This is a genomic window from Pseudomonas capsici (assembly GCF_017165765.1).
Lineage (GTDB): Bacteria > Pseudomonadota > Gammaproteobacteria > Pseudomonadales > Pseudomonadaceae > Aquipseudomonas > Aquipseudomonas capsici.
This window is the reverse complement of record NZ_JAFGZD010000014.1, coordinates 31,961-48,303: the sequence shown is the minus strand read 5'-3', so window position 1 is coordinate 48,303 and position 16,343 is coordinate 31,961. Positions and strand designations below refer to the sequence as shown.

General features: G+C 57.3%; 17 protein-coding genes. 11 read left to right on the top strand and 6 right to left on the bottom strand.

All coding sequences use genetic code 11. From position 1 onward, the window contains the following. Positions 1–42: 42 nt before the first annotated feature. Positions 43–648: a hypothetical protein gene (locus tag JSY17_RS17635; RefSeq protein ID WP_117186911.1), complete on the bottom strand. Its 606-nt coding sequence runs from the start codon at positions 646–648 to the stop codon at positions 43–45. A gap of 204 nt (positions 649–852) precedes the next feature. Here JSY17_RS17635 and JSY17_RS17630 point away from each other — a divergent pair, with 204 nt between their 5' ends. Continuing rightward, entirely contained in the window at positions 853–1,305 is a 453-nt protein-coding gene (locus tag JSY17_RS17630) for a flavodoxin (RefSeq protein WP_117167001.1), read from the top strand. A 199-nt stretch (positions 1,306–1,504) separates the two neighbouring features. Further along, positions 1,505–2,062 carry a hypothetical protein gene (locus tag JSY17_RS17625; protein ID WP_206402551.1) on the top strand — a complete coding sequence of 186 codons (558 nt, stop codon included), beginning with the start codon at positions 1,505–1,507 and terminating at the stop codon, positions 2,060–2,062. Between the two features lie 4 nt (positions 2,063–2,066). On the opposite strand, the gene JSY17_RS17620 is transcribed toward JSY17_RS17625, so the two are convergent. Beyond that, on the bottom strand, positions 2,067–2,870 hold the full coding sequence (locus tag JSY17_RS17620) for a SirB1 family protein (protein WP_117182343.1): 804 nt from the start codon (positions 2,868–2,870) through the stop codon (positions 2,067–2,069). A gap of 167 nt (positions 2,871–3,037) precedes the next feature. Here JSY17_RS17620 and JSY17_RS17615 point away from each other — a divergent pair, with 167 nt between their 5' ends. From JSY17_RS17615 to JSY17_RS17600, 4 genes are all read left to right on the top strand, one after another. After that, on the top strand, positions 3,038–4,060 hold the full coding sequence (locus JSY17_RS17615) for a Leu/Phe/Val dehydrogenase (RefSeq protein ID WP_117186914.1): 1,023 nt from the start codon (positions 3,038–3,040) through the stop codon (positions 4,058–4,060). A gap of 94 nt (positions 4,061–4,154) precedes the next feature. Continuing rightward, entirely contained in the window at positions 4,155–5,252 is a 1,098-nt protein-coding gene (gene pdhA / locus JSY17_RS17610; RefSeq protein ID WP_117182347.1) for a pyruvate dehydrogenase (acetyl-transferring) E1 component subunit alpha, read from the top strand. Beyond that, positions 5,242–6,228 carry an alpha-ketoacid dehydrogenase subunit beta gene (locus JSY17_RS17605; protein ID WP_117182403.1) on the top strand — a complete coding sequence of 329 codons (987 nt, stop codon included), beginning with the start codon at positions 5,242–5,244 and terminating at the stop codon, positions 6,226–6,228. The genes pdhA and JSY17_RS17605 overlap by 11 nt, the downstream gene beginning before the upstream one ends. Positions 6,229–6,246: 18 nt before the next feature. Next, entirely contained in the window at positions 6,247–7,350 is a 1,104-nt protein-coding gene (locus JSY17_RS17600) for a dihydrolipoamide acetyltransferase family protein (protein WP_206402550.1), read from the top strand. Positions 7,351–7,415: 65 nt separating this feature from the next. On the opposite strand, the gene JSY17_RS17595 is transcribed toward JSY17_RS17600, so the two are convergent. Continuing rightward, positions 7,416–7,685, bottom strand: coding sequence for a YebG family protein (locus JSY17_RS17595; protein ID WP_117167006.1), 270 nt, complete (start codon positions 7,683–7,685; stop codon positions 7,416–7,418). A 472-nt stretch (positions 7,686–8,157) separates the two neighbouring features. Here JSY17_RS17595 and JSY17_RS17590 point away from each other — a divergent pair, with 472 nt between their 5' ends. The 3 genes from JSY17_RS17590 to JSY17_RS17580 all read left to right on the top strand — a co-directional run bounded on the left by JSY17_RS17590 (position 8,158) and on the right by JSY17_RS17580 (position 9,035). Then, the gene (locus JSY17_RS17590; RefSeq protein ID WP_232849523.1) at positions 8,158–8,367 is read left to right on the top strand and encodes a hypothetical protein; all 210 of its coding nucleotides are present in this window, start codon (positions 8,158–8,160) and stop codon (positions 8,365–8,367) included. A gap of 59 nt (positions 8,368–8,426) precedes the next feature. Beyond that, entirely contained in the window at positions 8,427–8,627 is a 201-nt protein-coding gene (locus tag JSY17_RS17585; protein WP_201013352.1) for a hypothetical protein, read from the top strand. A 186-nt stretch (positions 8,628–8,813) separates the two neighbouring features. Further along, positions 8,814–9,035, top strand: coding sequence for a hypothetical protein (locus tag JSY17_RS17580; RefSeq protein WP_201013353.1), 222 nt, complete (start codon positions 8,814–8,816; stop codon positions 9,033–9,035). 138 nt (positions 9,036–9,173) lie between these two features. Here the strand turns inward: JSY17_RS17580 and JSY17_RS17575 are convergent, their stop codons facing one another. The 3 genes from JSY17_RS17575 to JSY17_RS17565 are packed head-to-tail and all read right to left on the bottom strand — an operon-like array spanning position 9,174 to position 13,938. Then, complete coding sequence (locus tag JSY17_RS17575) at positions 9,174–10,538, bottom strand: TolC family protein (RefSeq protein WP_201013354.1); 1,365 nt, start codon at positions 10,536–10,538, stop codon at positions 9,174–9,176. After that, a complete protein-coding gene (locus JSY17_RS17570; RefSeq protein WP_201013355.1) occupies positions 10,535–12,685 on the bottom strand; it encodes a peptidase domain-containing ABC transporter in 2,151 nt (716 codons plus the stop codon). The genes JSY17_RS17575 and JSY17_RS17570 overlap by 4 nt, the downstream gene beginning before the upstream one ends. Beyond that, positions 12,682–13,938, bottom strand: coding sequence for an HlyD family secretion protein (locus JSY17_RS17565; RefSeq protein WP_206402549.1), 1,257 nt, complete (start codon positions 13,936–13,938; stop codon positions 12,682–12,684). The genes JSY17_RS17570 and JSY17_RS17565 overlap by 4 nt, the downstream gene beginning before the upstream one ends. An 880-nt stretch (positions 13,939–14,818) precedes the next feature. Between JSY17_RS17565 and JSY17_RS17560 the strand changes: the two genes are divergently transcribed. Together JSY17_RS17560 and JSY17_RS17555 are read left to right on the top strand one after the other, a co-directional pair. Beyond that, positions 14,819–15,052 carry a hypothetical protein gene (locus JSY17_RS17560; protein WP_206402548.1) on the top strand — a complete coding sequence of 78 codons (234 nt, stop codon included), beginning with the start codon at positions 14,819–14,821 and terminating at the stop codon, positions 15,050–15,052. A 305-nt stretch (positions 15,053–15,357) separates the two neighbouring features. Beyond that, entirely contained in the window at positions 15,358–15,846 is a 489-nt protein-coding gene (locus JSY17_RS17555; RefSeq protein WP_117167007.1) for a phosphate-starvation-inducible protein PsiE, read from the top strand. Positions 15,847–16,343: the final 497 nt, after the last annotated feature.

The following is a 16,343-nucleotide window of genomic DNA, read 5'->3' as shown; positions in this document are numbered from 1 at the left end:
TCCTGAAAACGCGGCGCTAGGCTATCGGTGCAATTCGAGGTGTTAACGGTGCATGGCGGGGTGCAGGCGTTGATGCTGTTTGTGCAGGTAACGCAGCAGGCGTTCGGCGTCTTCCTTGCTGTCCTGATTCAATCGATAGGCGCCAAAGCCATTGGTCGTGATACGCACCAGTGTTCCCTTCAGGAGAATCGGAGCGTGGCCGGACGGGTTGAACCAGGCACGGAAATGCCTGGGCGGTTTTTTCGGTTTGCTGTATTCGAGCAGGACACCCTTGGACGAAATCTCCTGCACCCAGAGCGAGGTCAGTGAGCCTTTTTCGGTCTCCAGCGCAATCGGTTCGGGCAGAGTCAGGCGCCAGGGGCGAACCTGCGGGCCGTCTTCAAAAATGGTCGGGGTGCCCAGTTCCAGATGCAGGGCATGGAATTCATCCTCGACCAGATGCAGGGGGAAGTTCATCTGCTGATCTTCGAACTGGGCGTGGAGCGTCACTTGTTCATGGGCTGCCAGGCGAGTCAGCAGGTTCTGGATCTGAACGCCACCATTCACGATCAGGCTGCGCGTGCTGTCACGCACGTTGAGCCTGGGGTTGTGCTGCATGCTCTGGATGAAATCCAGTTCAGCCTGGGTGAGGATGGAGTCGGGCTGCATGGTGAACTCGAACGGAACGGTAGACGATAAGCCAAAAGACCATAAATTCCTTTTTCTGTTCTGACCGTTCGTCAATTTTCCAGAAATCCCACTCGAAAACTTTGCGAGAGTCCGGCCGATAGGCTACCGCGGCAAAATGCAAAGTCAGCAGCGGGATCGATAAGGCATAATGTCCGACTCTTTTACTCTGTCACAGGATTTGTCATGAGAGTCGCTATCATTTCCGGCTCGGTCTATGGATCGGCCGAAGAGGTTGCCCGTCATGCAGGCGCGATTCTGCGCGATGCGGGTCACGAACCCTTGTACAACTCGCGCATCACTCTGGCCGAGTTGCAGGCTTTCGAGCCTCAGGCCTTGCTGGCCGTGACCTCGACCACAGGAATGGGCGAACTGCCCGACAACCTCCTGCCTCTCTATTCGCAGCTTCGCGACGTCCTGCCCGCTTTCCTCAGAGGTCTGCCCGCCGGTGTGATTGGCCTGGGCGATGCCAGTTACGGCGATACCTTCTGTGGTGGCGGCGAACTGATACGCGAGCTGTTTGCGGAACTGGGTGCAGTGGAAGTGCAGGAAATGCTGCGTCTGGATGCGAGCGAAAGCGTTACCCCGGAAAGCGATGCCGAGCCCTGGCTGGCGGAGTTCATCAAGCATCTGGGGTAAAAAATCCTATTGCTGTGGCACTGTCATATTCATGTATTTCAGTGCCTTTTATCGTCTCTCCCCAGTGCCTTTTCTTTTTGAGCTGTAAGGCATTTGCATTCAATAAGTAAGACGCGGATGGATTTTTATCCGCCTATTCATTGACTCCCTCACGCTCCGATATTCAAAGAGTGCCCACTCGATGAACAAGGAGCTTCAAATGCCAAGGCCCGTCTTCGTTAACTTGCCCCAACTGGTTGTCAAAACACCTCCTAGCCAGAACACCGTCAAGCTCAAAAATCCTGAAATCAGCAAGATACTCAGCGAGGCCACCAGCACGAATCTGGGTGCCATCAGCCTGCTGACGATGGAAAAGAGAAAGATGAAGCCGCTGTTCAAGGACTTCAATCCCGAGCAGATCACGCCCAGGGAGCTGACCAAGGCGGGCATGCGGCTGTTCAACGGTGGCCTTATCGATAATCACACGGCAGAACTCTTGAGCCGGACAGGAGACGAGTTCGACAAGAAGGGCGAAGTGGTAAACCCGGACAAGCCAATCAATGCCCTGGAGTTTTTCGCCGAGCGCATTGCCGAGATGAAAGGCAAGGCCTTGATGGGGGACCCTTATTCACAGATTCTGCTGCCCGATTACGTCAAGGCCATCCATGTCCTCCAGAACCTTTACACCTTCGCAAGCACCGGAGAGAGCATGGAAATGAGGACGCTTCGGGAAGCCGAGAAAAACAGCAGGCCGCCCTTGATTCCGAGAGGTGCGTGACGCATCAATGAAATGCGCTGTTGGGCGGTAACTGATTCAGCCTTTCCACTACCTTGAGGCGTTGTACGGGATCGTTGCTCAGCAACAGGGCATGCTCCAGATCGAAGCGCTCGGCCTGCGGACACTCCAGTGCCTGATAAAGGCCGGCGCGAGCTAGGTGATCGTGGCTGGTGGCCTGGCCCAGTTCGACGATCCGGTCGGCATCCTTGAGCGATGCCATGAAGTTGTCATTGATCAGATGCAGATGTCGCAGGTTGCGTGACATACGCTGCAGCATGTCCAGTGGCGTGGCCTGTGTCATGTGTTCGACGCGCAATTGCATGTCCGGTCCGAATTGGCGCGTCAGCAGTTCGCGGCAATCCTTGGGGTACAGGCGACGTCCACTGCACGGGTCCAGCAGGTGATCGGCACCGGGTACGCGCAGCAGGAAATGTCCGGGAAAATTGACGCCTTGCAGCGTGATGCCCAGACGTCGGGCCAGCTCCATGGCAATCAATGCGATGCCCAGCGGCTGACCCTGGCGACGTTGCAGGATTCTGTGCAGCAGGGCCGACTCCGGTTTGGGCGGGTTCCAGTCGTCCTGTTGGAAACCCATACTGCTGAGTTGACGCAGCAATGGCTGAGCCAGTTCGCTGGCAGGCAAGACCGGCAGCGCGGCATTGAGTTGGCGCTGCAACCGATCGACCTCTTCTGTTACCAGATGAGGCTGGAACGGCGATTCGTGTTCGGCTGAAATCCATAACGCGGCCTCGAACACCGAGGGCGGTGTACGCTGCAGGCACGCCAGGCAGTTCTGTCGTGGAGTCATGGGCCACTCCGTGTGGGCTCGTTCGTCTGAAACACTCACAACCATGCTTCTTTTAACTCTGGTCGCGGCTTTCGTCCAGCATCGCTTGCATATGCCTGAATGGTCGGTTGCTTTCCCGGGTAGCGCCTATACTCGCTTTACAAACAAGAACCGGGGAGCACCATTAAATGTTTGCTCTCATGCAGCGGTCGCGTACCGAAGCCCTTCATCTGGTCAGTGACCCGCAAACAGGTCTCAAGGCCGTCATCGCGATTCATAACAGCCGCATGGGGCCGGCTCTGGGAGGTTGTCGTTATCTGACCTATCCAGATGAAGAGAGTGCTATCGAAGATGCCATTCAATTGGCAAGAAGCATGAGCTACAAGGCGGTTCTCGCCGGTTTGCCGCTGGGTGGCGGGAAAGCCGTGATCATGCGGCCTTCGCACATATACAGCCGTGCAGCCATCTTTGAATCCTTTGGCCGTTTCATTGAAACCCTGGACGGACGCTACATCACGGCGGTGGATAGCGGCACCTCCAGCGAAGACATGGACTGCGTGGCCATGCACACCCGGCATGTCACCAGCACCAGCGAATCCGGGGACCCATCACCTTATACCGCCATGGGCGTTTTCTCCGGTATCCGGACCACGGCCATGGCGCGTCTGGGCAGCGACAATCTCGAAGGCTTGCGCGTGGCGGTTCAGGGGCTGGGCCATGTGGGCTACGCCCTGGCTGAAATGCTGCATGCGGCGGGGGCCGATCTGCTGGTCAGCGATATGGACAACGGCAAGGTGCAACTGGCGATGGAACAGTTCGGTGCCCATCCCATCGCCTGCGAGGCCTTGATGAGTACGCCTTGCGACATCCTGGCGCCCTGCGCCCTGGGCAGCGCCCTGAACTGCCAGAGCGTGCCGCAACTGCGTTGCGCGGCAGTGGCCGGTGCTGCCAATAACCAACTGAGCAGTCTGCAGGTCGCCGAGCAACTGGAAGCTCGCGGGATTCTGTATGCGCCGGACTATGTCATCAACTCCGGCGGGCTTATTTATGTCGCCCTGAAACACAGAGGAGAAAATCAGAACGCTATCACCGCGCATCTTTTACGAATCGGGCTACGATTGACGGAGGTGTATGCCCATTCACAGGCCGAAAAGCGCTCACCCGCGTGTATCGCCGATGCGTTGGCAGAGCGCCTGCTGAATGTCGAATGAGTGCCCACCATCCCGGAGCCGTTCGACCTGATCCTCGCCGCCAAAAGCAGCGATTGATGATCACCACGCATACCCCGCGTGACTGGAGTAGCGAATGTCTAACAAGATCAAGCTTGCGTATACCCGTTACCTGGCCCCCGACGGTCGTTTGACCGGAGAGCTTCCCCCTTGGGCCGATGATTTCAACCTGCTGACCCGCCTGTACCGGCAAATGGTCCTTACCCGGCTTTTCGATCAGAAAGCCGTCGCCCTGCAACGCACCGGGCGTATCGGCACCTATGCGCCGACCCTTGGCCAGGAAGCCATCGGTGTCGCCATTGGCAGCCTGATGCATCCCGAAGACGTACTGGTTCCTTATTACCGCGACACCGCCGTGCAACTGATGCGTGGTGTGCGCATGGAAGAAATTCTTCTTTACTGGGGCGGAGACGAGCGAGGCAGTGCCTATGCCGAACCTGCTGCGGCCCAGGACTTTCCCCTGTGCGTGCCGATTGCGACCCAGGCCCTGCATGCCTGCGGCGTGGCCAGTGCGTTCAAGATCAGGGGCGAGCATCGGGTGGCCGTCACCACCTGTGGCGACGGCGCGACCAGCAAGGGCGATTTCCTCGAAGCCCTCAATGTCGCGGGCGCCTGGCAACTGCCGGTGGTGTTTGTCGTCAACAACAACCAGTGGGCGATTTCCGTTCCCCGGCGTATCCAGTGCGGCGCGCCGACTCTGGCTCAGAAGGCCATCGGAGCAGGCTTTCATGGTGAACAGGTCGACGGCAACGACATAGTCGCTGTCTACGACCGCATGCAGATTGCCCTCGAACGGGCACGCAAGGGCAAAGGGCCGGTGTTGCTCGAATGCCTGAGCTACCGACTGGGCGACCACACTACCGCCGACGACGCGACCCGCTATCGTCCCGCCGAGGAGGTCAAGCAGGCCTGGCTGGAAGAGCCGGTCAAACGCCTGCAGTCCTACATGGTCAGCCAGGGCGTGTGGGACGAAGGGCGCGAGCAGAACCTGATCAGCGAATGTCAGGGGCTGGTGCAAATGGCGGTGGACGTGTTTGAAAGCACCGGCACCCAGTCTCCCGAGTCCGTCATGCAACATGTCTATGCCAGATGGCCTGACGCGCTGGCGGAACAGCATGAGTGGTTCATGGAGCGTGCTGCACGGCGTACCGGAGGTGATCATCATGGCCAATGAAAAAGTCAGCTTGCTGGAAGCCGTTAACCTGGCGATGCACCGGGCCATGGCCGAAGACGAAAACGTTGTGGTGCTGGGTGAGGATGTCGGCGTCAATGGCGGGGTATTCCGTGCCACTCAGGGTTTGCGGGACAGCTTCGGCTTCAAGCGGGTGATCGACTCGCCGCTGGCGGAAACCATGCTCGGCGGCCTGGTGGTCGGTATGGCGGCACAGGGCTTGAAACCGGTGGTGGAAATCCAGTTCATGGGGTTCATCTACGCCGCCATGGAGCATCTGGTCTCCCACGCCAGCCGTATCCGCAATCGCACCCGTGGGCGTCTTTCCTGCCCGATGGTGCTGCGCACGCCCATGGGCGCGGGGATTCGCGCTCCCGAACATCACAGCGAAAGCACCGAGGCCATGTTCGCGCATGTGCCTGGCCTGCGCGTCGTGATTCCATCGTCACCCGCCCGCGCCTATGGATTATTGCTGGCGGCCATCGACGATCCCGATCCGGTGATCTTCCTGGAGCCGACCCGGCTCTATCGCATGAACCCGCAGCCCTTGGTCGATGATGGCAAGCGCCTGCCGCTGGACAGCTGTTTCACCCTGCGCGAAGGCAGCGACATCACCCTGATCAGTTGGGGCGCCAGCGTGCATGAAACCCTGCAGGCTGCCAGTGCGCTGGCCGAGCGAGGTGTTTCGGCAGAAGTCATCGACGTGGCCTGCGTCAAACCCCTGGACCTCGACACCCTTGAAGCCTCGGTGCGCAAGACCGGGCGCTGCGTGATCATCCATGAAGCGCCGCGTTCCTGTGCCGTCGGTTCGGAAATCGCCGCCAGCCTTTACGAGCGGGCCTTCATGGATCTGCAGGCACCCATCCAGCGTGTCACTGCCCCGGACATTCCACCGCCGTTGTACCGGTTGGAACAGCTCTATATCCCGGCAGTTGAAGACATTCTGCATGCCTGCGACACCGTGCTCGATTTCGCCTGACGCCCAAGGAGGCTTGCGATGAAATATTTCAAACTGCCCGATCTGGGCGAAGGTCTGCAAGAAGCGGAAGTGGTCCAGTGGCACGTCAAGGAAGGTGACACCGTGCATGCCGATCAACTGGTGGTTTCGGTAGAAACCGCCAAGGCCATCGTCGATATTCCCGCGCCTTATGACGGCGTGGTCGCCAAGCTGTTTGGCGGCGATGGTGACGTTCTGCATGTGGGCGAACCGCTGATGGCCTTTGAAGGCGAGGGCGATGCCGGCACCGTGGTGGGGCGCCTCGAAGGCGGCGGCAGCCAGGACGATCAGTTCTGTGTTGGCGCTGCACCTTCGACTCGTGAACACTTGTCTGTAAAAGCCACGCCCGCCGTGCGGCAACTGGCACGGCAACTGGGAGTCGAACTCAATGCCTTGACCGGCTCAGGCAATAACGGCCTGATCACCCGTGCCGATGTCGAACGCGCAGCACAGGTCGAGCGCGACCGTTTTGGCGGCCAGCGCCTGCGCGGTGTGCGGCGCAGCATGGCACTGAACATGGCCAAGTCCCATGCCGAAGTGGTGCCGGTCACGATCTTTGGCGATGCCGACCTGCACCAATGGGCGCAGGCCCGTGACCCATTGATCCGCCTGGGCAAAGCCATGGCTGCGGCCTGCAAGGTGGAACCGGTGCTCAACAGCTGGTTCGACGGCAAATCCCTGTCGATCAAACACCATGAAACCCTCGACCTGGGCATAGCCGTCGACACGCCCGATGGCCTGTTCGTACCGGTGCTGCGTGATGTGGGCAACCGCAGTGCAGCCGACCTGAAAGAAGGCATGAGTCGCTTGCGCGCCGACGTCAAAGCCCGCTCGATCCCGCCACAGGAAATGATGGGCGCGACCATCACCCTGTCCAACTTCGGCACCCTGTTCGGCCGCTACGCCAACCCCATCGTCGTACCGCCGCAAGTGGCGATCATCGGTGCGGGAGGCATTCGCGAAGAGCCGGTGGCCATGAACGGGGAGGTTGTCATCCACCCGGTCCTGCCGCTGTCACTGACCTTCGACCATCGGGCTGTAACAGGAGGGGAAGCTGCGCGGTTCTTCAAAGCGCTGGTGGATGAGCTGGAGAAACCGGAATGACGGAGGTGTAGCTTTTCGCGAATGAATTGGCTCTTGTAGGAGCCTATTCATTCGCGAACCCCGATTCACTCGGCCTCATCCGCCGTTTCACTCAACAACTCATTCAACGCATCCGGCTGGCTCTTGAAGGCGCGGGCGAAGATGTCGCGGTTTTTCGCCATGTAGATCCCGGCTTCTTCAACCTGGGCTTCCGTCAGAGACGGCACGGCCTTGTTCAACACTGTTGCCAGCAACTCGGCGAGTTCAAGCATCTTGTCATGACGATCAGCTTCGGCTTTATCCATGAACAAACGCTCCAGATCTCGGCTGCTGCGGTATACCACTTCGACGGCCATTAACCACCTCACATGCCTTTGCGATAAATTTAGCGATTACTGTGTTTTTGTACAGTGGTTAGCATAAGCCAATCCGCTTCCTTTGGATAGTGGTCCAGGCCCTGAAAGAACGGTAGTGTCGGAAACACCCCGGGGCAACGGCCAATGACATCATCGCTGCAAAACCTGTCGCGGGCCAGTCAAAGCGATTGAACGAGCAGGTATCCGATCATGTCGCTATGGGAGGCGCGCAGACAATCTGGGCAGTCCAGGCCATCTTGTTTCAAGGTCATGAGCTCCGCAGAAACCGATTGTCCAGAGTGAGGCATGCAATACTTAGTACATCTGTACTATTCAAATTCATTGCACATTCACTAATGATGAATGTGGCCAACCATGAAACGGTGTGGCCAGCGCTTTATGATTCCATAAAGGGATAATCACCTATTTACCCAACGGGTTTTAACTGACGTTAGATATAAGGTAATTAAACATGAATGAGAATTTGGTTGTGCGTGAGCTCAGCGAAAATGAAATGTCACTCATCGGCGGCGGCATGACTGTTGGCGAAGGTGTTGCAGCCTTTGGTGTAGTGGCGGCTGCAACAGCACTGGCCCCGGTTACGGCTGTCGGTGCCGGCGCCATCCTGGTGGGTGTAGCTGCCGCCAGTGCCTTCGACGCCTACCAGACGATGGCGTTGTAGCCGAGTCCCATCGCATGAGTGACGCAATTCGTCATCCATGTCGAACACTGGAGACTGTCATGATTTCTGATCGTAACAGGCTGTTTGGAAAAAACGTCAAACCGTCAGGACTGTTCCGGGTTGCGGTGTTTTGTTTCCTTACAGCAGCCATTCTGGACTTCCATTGGTATTACATTGGTTTCGCGGGCATGTTCGCTGCAGTCGCCACCGTCATTCGCCCTCACGATGACGATGAGCTGCATGAAATATCCGGTTCATGAAACCGAATGTACATATCAGACAATCCGCCAGGTTTGCCTGAATCCCAAGTTGCTGTTCACTGACTCCCGCTACAGAAATCACATGAACTAGTGTCCGGAGAAGTGGATAGCCAATGAGGGGTAGGCAATCCTGTTCGAGTGTTCTGTGTATAAATATCACCCCACATCTCTATCAAGAGGTTTGCCATGATCAGTTGCAATCAGAAAACCATCTGCACGCCATCCGATCGTGTTTCCGCTCAGGTTCATGAACTGACCGACGCCGAACTGCGCAGTGTCAGCGGCGGTACCGTTTTCACTATCATGCCAGTGCCCGGCATCGGCGTGATCAAGCCGGACCCGATCTGCATCTATCCATTTCCTGATGTGCCTCCACCGTCGGTCATTCGTGGACCGTTCGTTGGCTGATGTCCGGTGTTCCTTGGCCTGCGGCTGCCTGTGTGCAGGCCAGGACACCTTTCTCCTTTCCCTGTGCATCGACAACAAGTGCCGAAGTCGGGATGTATCGGTCCGAGTGGCCGCAGCAGCTTGATCTCCCTCCAGCCCTCATTCTCCGATATGCAGACTGCCAAGGTCGGATGCCAACTGGAGCTTGGCGTTATGCCAGCTGACCAGGGACTCCACACGCTTCTGATTCGCTGCCGCCAGATCGTTCTGTGAGCGCAGAAGCTCAATGATACTGCCCACACCTGCTTTATAGCGGCCTTGAGCGATTTCATAAGACTTGCTCGCACTCTCGACAAAAAGACGACTGATTGCCAGCGCCCGGGTTCGGGATTCCAGCGCCTGTCGGCTTTTCCAGACGTTCAGCGCAATACTGTTTTCAACGTCATGCAACGCCTGTTCACGAGCCGCACTTTCGTAACTGGCGGCCCGAGCCCTGCGCCGATTGAGGAAACCGTCGAAAATCGGCACCGTGATCTGCACCCCAATCGTCCAGGTGTCTATTTCCTGTCGGGTGGAAACCTGCTCTATCGGTGTGTCCTGACGGCTGTAGTTACTGAATAGCGACACGCTTGGCCGTCCCTGAGCTTTTGCCGCTTCCACCCTGGCCTGGCTTGCAGCCCAGTCCGCCCGTGCCTTTTCGATGGCCGGGTGGGAAGCCCTTGCCTGTTCCATCAGCACATTGACGTCACCCAGAAACGCGACCTCTTCGCTGCCCGGCTCATCCAGAGCGACCAGTTTGAGCGGGGTAGCAGGCGACAGCCCCAACTGACTGGCCAGCTCGCCTTGTGCAACCGCCAGATCGCCTTGCGCCGTTATCCGGTCCAGTTGGGCTTCGGCATAACTGGATTGCGCCTGCAGGCGATCAGTCTGCTCGCCGGCACCGGCGCGATACTTTGCATCGGCCGCTTTCAGGCTGTTGTCCGCAAGACGTTCTGCACTGATTCTGGCTTGCAGTAATGCGGTATTGGCCTGCACCTGATAGAAAACCTTGGCGGTGGCCAGCATCGACTTCTGCACCTCTTCAATCCGGCTGTTACTGGCGACGCTCAGCAGTTGGCGGGCACTTTCGACTTTGGCGGCGCGAAGGCCGAAATCGAACAGTACCCAGCTCATATTGAGGCCATAGATGCTGGTATTGGAGTTCAGTCTGGAATTGGCTTCGGAGAAATCCGGATAACGTATGCTCTTGCCTGCCCGGCCTTTCTGAAACTGCCCCTCTACGGTCGGGTAGTAGGCGGAGTACTCGGCATCCAGTTCTGCCTGTCGGGCCAGTTCGGTGAGCCACGCTTCACGCAGTCTTGGGTCGGCGCATAACGCGACAGACACCGCCACAGAGAGATCAAGGGTGTCGGGAAGGCGACTGGAGCCCGGGCAAGCCTCTGCGCGGATGTCAGCCATGCACATGGACGTCAGTAACATGCCGGTGGTGCTCAACAGGCTCCACCAGCCGACACGACGAATCATGACCCGGAACCTTGTGTTGTCGGCTCTTCGAGCACGGGACCATCATAGACAACCCGGCCATTGGCAAGCGCCACGACCCTGTCAGCCGTGCGAATGGTGTCCGGTCGGTGGGCAACAATGACCCTGGTAATTTGCAACGCTTGCAGCGCCTGATTGACCGCCGCTTCACGTGCGATATCCAGGTGGCTGGTCGCTTCGTCGAGAAACAGCAACTGCGGTTTTTTATAAAGGGCGCGGGCCAGCAATACCCGCTGTTTCTGGCCTCCGGACAGTACCGTTCCCATATCTCCCACCAGCGTGTTGTAGCCCATCGGCATCTGCGCGATATCATCGTGGACTGCGGCCAGACGCGCGCACTGCTCGATCCATTGCTGGTCGGCACCGGCCTCGAAAAAGCTGATATTGTCGCCAATCGACCCAGCGAACAGCACGTCATCCTGAAGTACCGTGCCGGTTATGCGACGCAGCCTGCTGATGTTTTCAGGTCCGACCGGCAGGCCATCCAGCAAAACACTGCCAGCGCTGGGAGCGAGAATGCCCAGCATGATATTGAGCAGGGTACTTTTACCGCCGCCCGACGGACCAACGATGGCGACCGACTCGCCTGGGCGGACATGAAGCGACACATCGTCCAGCACGTAAGGTTCATGCTCGCAATAGCGAAAGCGCAATTGACGCACTTCAAGGCTGGGCACCTTGTCATTGCCGGTTTCATCGAATGCATCCGGGCCGGGAACCGGCTCGGCATCGTGCAACACAATGTCAGCCAGTCGTTCGCCATGCAGGCGCAGCATAATCACGTCCACGATCTTGTCTATCAGGCTGGCCACACGACCGTTGAACTGTTCCTTGTAGGAGTTGAATGCAATCAGCATCCCGGCACTGAACTGTCCTTCCAGAACCAGCCTGGCTCCCAGCCAGATGACAATGATCGTGACCAGCCCGAACAGCACGCCGTTGAAGGTGCGATAGGCCAGTTGCAGTTTCTGGGGCTGCAGGCCGGCGTTGATTTCTTCGACCAGTAAAGCGCTCCAGGCATTGCAACGCTGTTCATGACGGTTGAACAGCTTGATGGTGCGCACGCCTCGTACGCTTTCCAGAAAATGCGACTGCTGACGGGCAGCATGCACGAGCTGATTCTCGCTGGCCCGGCGCAAAGGCCCGAACCAGGCCCAGCGTGCCAAGGCATATATGACCATTGCCACCACGGCCACGAGCGCCAGTATCGGGCTGTAGGCAATCATCAGACCCAGTGTGACGACCGTCATGAGACCGTCGAGTATGGCTTCGATGAACGAGGTGGTGACCGTTTGCTGGATCGACTTCAGGGAGCCGAAGCGCGAGACAATATCGCCCAGATGGCGACGCTCGAAAAACGCCACCGGCAAACGCAGCAGATGGGTGAAGACGTTGATCTGCCACTGCGAGCCGAGCATGGTGCCCAGATACATCAGCGCCCACGCACGGGCCAGCGAGACGGCGTTCTGAATGATCAGCAGAATGCCAAAACCGATTGCCAGCACTGCCAGCAGATCCAGATCGGCACTGACCAGCACCTTGTCGATGACGGTCTGCATGAAGAACGGGCTCAGGATGGTGCACAGTTCCAGCGCCAACGCCAGAAGCAGCACCTGGACAAGCACCCGGCCAAACCCTTGCACGCGCCCCAGCAGCTTGCGTAACGGGATTGGCGGCTGGGCAGCGACCGGCTGGAAATCACTCTCCGGCCACAGCTCCAGAGCCACACCGGTAAAGGCTGCCGACACTTCTTCCAGCGACAGCTTGCACAGGCCGCGCCCGGGATCATGCAGCACCACGCCGTGCGCGCTGACCTCCTTGAGCACCACAAAATGGTTGAAGTTCCAGTGCAGCACACAGGGCAATTGCAACTGACCCAGTGCGCCCAGCTCGACCCGCAATGCCCGGCTGCCCAGTCCGAGTTGTGCTGCCATGCGAGTCAGTTGTTTGAGATTGACCCCTTTCATCGAGGGTGAGAGACGCTGGCGCAGCGAAAAGAGGTCGCTGTGCTGACCGTGATAACTGGCAATCATGGCCACGCACGCCAGACCACATTCAGTGGCTTCGGCCTGAAGCACTACCGGCATTTTTCTGCCGACCCCAAAAGTGAAAGCATTTCTCAGGTTCAAAGCCGCTTTCCTATTCCGCGCAAAGGCTCGAGCAACCACTCATAAAGCGGCAACTTTTCCTGCATGATGTCGGCGTCCAGTTGCATGCCGGAGCGCAAACGCTCGCGTACGTCCTGGCCTTCGATGGTTTGAGACGCCAGGGCTACCGTGACGCGATAAAAGGGACCCTGTTCACGCGACTGCTCGGAGACATTGCCCAGCGTCATCACTTCCTCGGCTGGCAATGCGGTGCGTGAAATCGACGAAACCGTGCCCGGCTGCAAGCCAAAGCGCTGATAGGGATATGCCTGGTAACGCAGCATCACGGTATCGCCTGCGCTTACAAAACCCACGGAGCGACTGGGTAGATACAATTCCGCGTGCAGGTTTGCATCGGCAGGCACAATGCTCAGCAACGGTCGCGCACTGTCGACTCGTGAACCGTTGGAAACCGCAATGGCTGTCGCTTCACCGGTTGTCGGGGCCGTGATGAGAACTTCCCGCTTGGTTTCGCTTTCAATCAGCCGATCCTGACTCTCGGCCAGCCTGCGTTGCAACTCGGCCATTTGCTTGCTCTGGTTGAACGGCAGTTCGACCAGTTCCGCCCGCAGCCTTGTACTTTCGGCCCGCACCGTCAGCAGTGAGCGATTGAGTTCTTCGCCACGCAGGCGCATGTCCAGAACGGCATCTTCCTTTTCCTGCAACTGATCACGGGACACATAGTCCTGGCGTTGCAGGTCGGCGTAGCGTTCGGCCATTCCCTTGGTCAATGCCAGCCGCTGACGAGTAAGGTCGATTTGCGCGAGTATTTTCTGCTGCTCCGTTTCCAGAGCTTCGACCTGACGCTTCTTGCCATCCAGTTCCTGACGGTGCAAGGCAAGGGTTTCGTCGATCTCCCGGGTGAGACTTTCCAGACGCCGTTTGATCGAAAGGCTGATCGCCTGTTGCGAGCCACCTGCCTCACCGTTCTGCGTGTCGCTGGACAACGCCATCAGCACTGCACCGGTGTTCACGGGTTGCCCTTCGGCAACATCGAGGCTGTTGACCACACCGGCCTGGGGGGCGTAGATCCTGATCAGGCCATTTTCGGGCAGTAGCACGCCGCTGGCTGCGGTGCGTTTGGTGTATGTAGCGAACGTCAGAAACAGGGCCATGCAGATGCAGAACAGCAGCGATACTGCCGCCGCCAGCCGCATCGACAACGGGCTGACCAGCAAGACCGTACCCAGAGTACTGCGCTTTTGCGCGTCGAGTGCTTCAGGTCGAAAGAGCATGAATTTGCATCGTGTCAATCATCAGGGATGCGCCATAAAGACGATGGAAGCTCGACAATGTTTCAGGCGCACTTAAACAGTTGGCCCGACATGCCCATGCAGCGGCCACCTGAACAAGTTGAAAGCAGGAAAAGGCTGGTTGGCATCGGTTTATTTGGAACGTGAAGAATTAAAGCGCTGACAGTCGATAATCTCAATAGCACATATGGACTAGTGGCAAAAAGGCTCTTGTGGCGTAGCGACAACGCAAGCCTCGATGTTCAAGAGCTATAGCTCATCCGTACTATCTCTTTCTGAGTTTGCCTATTTGGAATTTTTTGCTGCGGATACGACTCAAGAACGCTCGACCCGTAATACAGTCGCTCATTGTGAGCGTATTCATTAGATGTCATTTATGGAGAAGTACATGAATGCTTAAAAACTACCGCAGACTCCCAAGAAGCCGTCGAGTCGATCAAGGCGTTATCGCTGGGGGACATGTCAATGGTGTCCGTTTGCATACTCCGGGCCGGAGCGACCCATTAGCCGGGATGAGCTTCGGTTATCAGGTATGGGCGATGAGGTATGCTCTTTGATCGATGAGCGTGCGCGTTATATTGAAGTGCTCGCCTGCGGCTTCTGAATGATGTCCATCTCGCGTGATTTCAATTGATTCTGAAAGTTCCATGTCTGTCTGAAATTTATTATTTAAAATTCATCTCTGGATGGCTCGCCATGCGAGTATGTATATAGGAATTGGTGGCGTAAAGATATTATGGTGCATAGTCCATCTGTGCTATTGAAGCGGTTGTCAGTAGTGACCTTTAATAACTTGGTCTGACGTAGATCCATGGTGCGTAAGACTCAACTGTTTAATGACCCGTTCAGAGGTAAAGACGACATGAAGCAAGCAATGAACCTGAAAAATCCACATGAGACGCCTCATAGTGATCCAGAACTGCGACTGCTGAGCGAGACAGAGTTGGAGCAGGTCGGTGGTGGTTTTGAGTTTAGCGCTTTTGGTTATACCTTCGCGGGCGGTCAGTCATTTGCCCCGGGCTATAACTATGCATCCATCAGCAATCCTGGCGGTGTGCCTATCTTTTACAGGGCGTGGCAGACAGAGGTGCGCTAAAGCGATACCGCAGGACCCGGCACTCGCGTCGGGTCCTGTTTGATTTGAAAAGCAGCGATTCCCATCGCGCGTCTCTGCACCGGCAAACCTGACCTCAAGCGCCTTCAGGCAACTCGGTGCCATGTCCGCAAGCCACCTTCAAAAACGGTCTGCAATCCCTTTTTTTTGCTATTGCTTGCGACAACCCGTCGCGCCCCCAACCCTGGCCTTGGCCCTGTTCCTGCTTTAAAAAGCAGCGCTGCAGACTGTCATCTGCATGTAGCATCATCCGCTTGGCAAAAAATCAGGTTCAGGGGTAAAGCGTCATGGGAAACAAATGGGCAGAAAAGATGCGGCAAAAAGTGCATTCGCAGGCCGAATCGCTGGGGAATCTGTGCGTGGAGAGCTTCCACTTCCTGGCACTGTTCGCCATCGGCGCCATCACTGCCTGGGCCTCGATCGTCGCCTTTCTGGGCATGGTCGAAAAAGGCAACATCACGGTCGATGACATCCTGCTGCTGTTCATCTACCTCGAACTGGGCGCGATGACCGGGATTTACTTCAAGACCAACCACATGCCCGTCCGCTTCCTGATCTACGTCGCCATCACGGCACTGACCCGGTTGCTGATCTCCGACGTCTCGCACCATAACCCGCCGGGTATGGGGATCATCTACCTGTGCGGCGGCATTCTGCTGCTGGCGATCTCGATCCTGGTGGTGCGTTATGCGTCGTACAAGTATCCGTCGGCGAAGATCCCGGATCCGTATAGCAATGTGAAAGGGGCGGTGACGGAGGAGAAGGGGGAGGTTTGAGGGGGTTGTGGGACCGGAGCGGGTGCTTCGGTTTTACTGGGTTTGGTGTGTTAGCTTTTGGCCGTTCTCTGCCCGTCGCCAGATGGCAGAAAACGGCCAGGAGCAGACCTTCCTTAAATCTCCAAATAGGTTTACAAGCCAGATACGTTCACAAGTTTAGGCAAGACGGCATGACACTTTCCAAGGGCAGTATCATAAAACTGATCACTATTGATCGGGCGGCGGTGGTACTCAGGGACTGGATAAGTTCTCGGGAGGCGGCTCCTGGAGATATCGCCGTGGTGGAAAGGGTTTCAATGGGGGAGGCTGGATGTACCGTTCTCTTGTTGTGCGAGCCAGAAGTAGGATTCCTTGAGTGGAGAGCATCATATTTTGAGGCTGGGTTGACCTATGAGGTGCTTAGTAGCAGTCCCACTGACGTCGCCTCATGAATGTCTGCTCAAGGCCGATTTCTACCTGCCGCCACCGTCAGCTTTGGGTCGATTTCAGCCGGTCAC

Coding starts and splice junctions, on each gene's coding strand:
- JSY17_RS17635 (WP_117186911.1), bottom strand. CDS start 648: ATGCAGCCCGACTCCATCCTCACCCAGGCTGAACTGGATTTCATCCAG.
- JSY17_RS17630 (WP_117167001.1), top strand. CDS start 853: ATGAGAGTCGCTATCATTTCCGGCTCGGTCTATGGATCGGCCGAAGAG.
- JSY17_RS17625 (WP_206402551.1), top strand. CDS start 1,505: ATGCCAAGGCCCGTCTTCGTTAACTTGCCCCAACTGGTTGTCAAAACA.
- JSY17_RS17620 (WP_117182343.1), bottom strand. CDS start 2,870: ATGACTCCACGACAGAACTGCCTGGCGTGCCTGCAGCGTACACCGCCC.
- JSY17_RS17615 (WP_117186914.1), top strand. CDS start 3,038: ATGTTTGCTCTCATGCAGCGGTCGCGTACCGAAGCCCTTCATCTGGTC.
- pdhA (WP_117182347.1), top strand. CDS start 4,155: ATGTCTAACAAGATCAAGCTTGCGTATACCCGTTACCTGGCCCCCGAC.
- JSY17_RS17605 (WP_117182403.1), top strand. CDS start 5,242: ATGGCCAATGAAAAAGTCAGCTTGCTGGAAGCCGTTAACCTGGCGATG.
- JSY17_RS17600 (WP_206402550.1), top strand. CDS start 6,247: ATGAAATATTTCAAACTGCCCGATCTGGGCGAAGGTCTGCAAGAAGCG.
- JSY17_RS17595 (WP_117167006.1), bottom strand. CDS start 7,685: ATGGCCGTCGAAGTGGTATACCGCAGCAGCCGAGATCTGGAGCGTTTG.
- JSY17_RS17590 (WP_232849523.1), top strand. CDS start 8,158: ATGAATGAGAATTTGGTTGTGCGTGAGCTCAGCGAAAATGAAATGTCA.
- JSY17_RS17585 (WP_201013352.1), top strand. CDS start 8,427: ATGATTTCTGATCGTAACAGGCTGTTTGGAAAAAACGTCAAACCGTCA.
- JSY17_RS17580 (WP_201013353.1), top strand. CDS start 8,814: ATGATCAGTTGCAATCAGAAAACCATCTGCACGCCATCCGATCGTGTT.
- JSY17_RS17575 (WP_201013354.1), bottom strand. CDS start 10,538: ATGATTCGTCGTGTCGGCTGGTGGAGCCTGTTGAGCACCACCGGCATG.
- JSY17_RS17565 (WP_206402549.1), bottom strand. CDS start 13,938: ATGCTCTTTCGACCTGAAGCACTCGACGCGCAAAAGCGCAGTACTCTG.
- JSY17_RS17560 (WP_206402548.1), top strand. CDS start 14,819: ATGAAGCAAGCAATGAACCTGAAAAATCCACATGAGACGCCTCATAGT.
- JSY17_RS17555 (WP_117167007.1), top strand. CDS start 15,358: ATGGGAAACAAATGGGCAGAAAAGATGCGGCAAAAAGTGCATTCGCAG.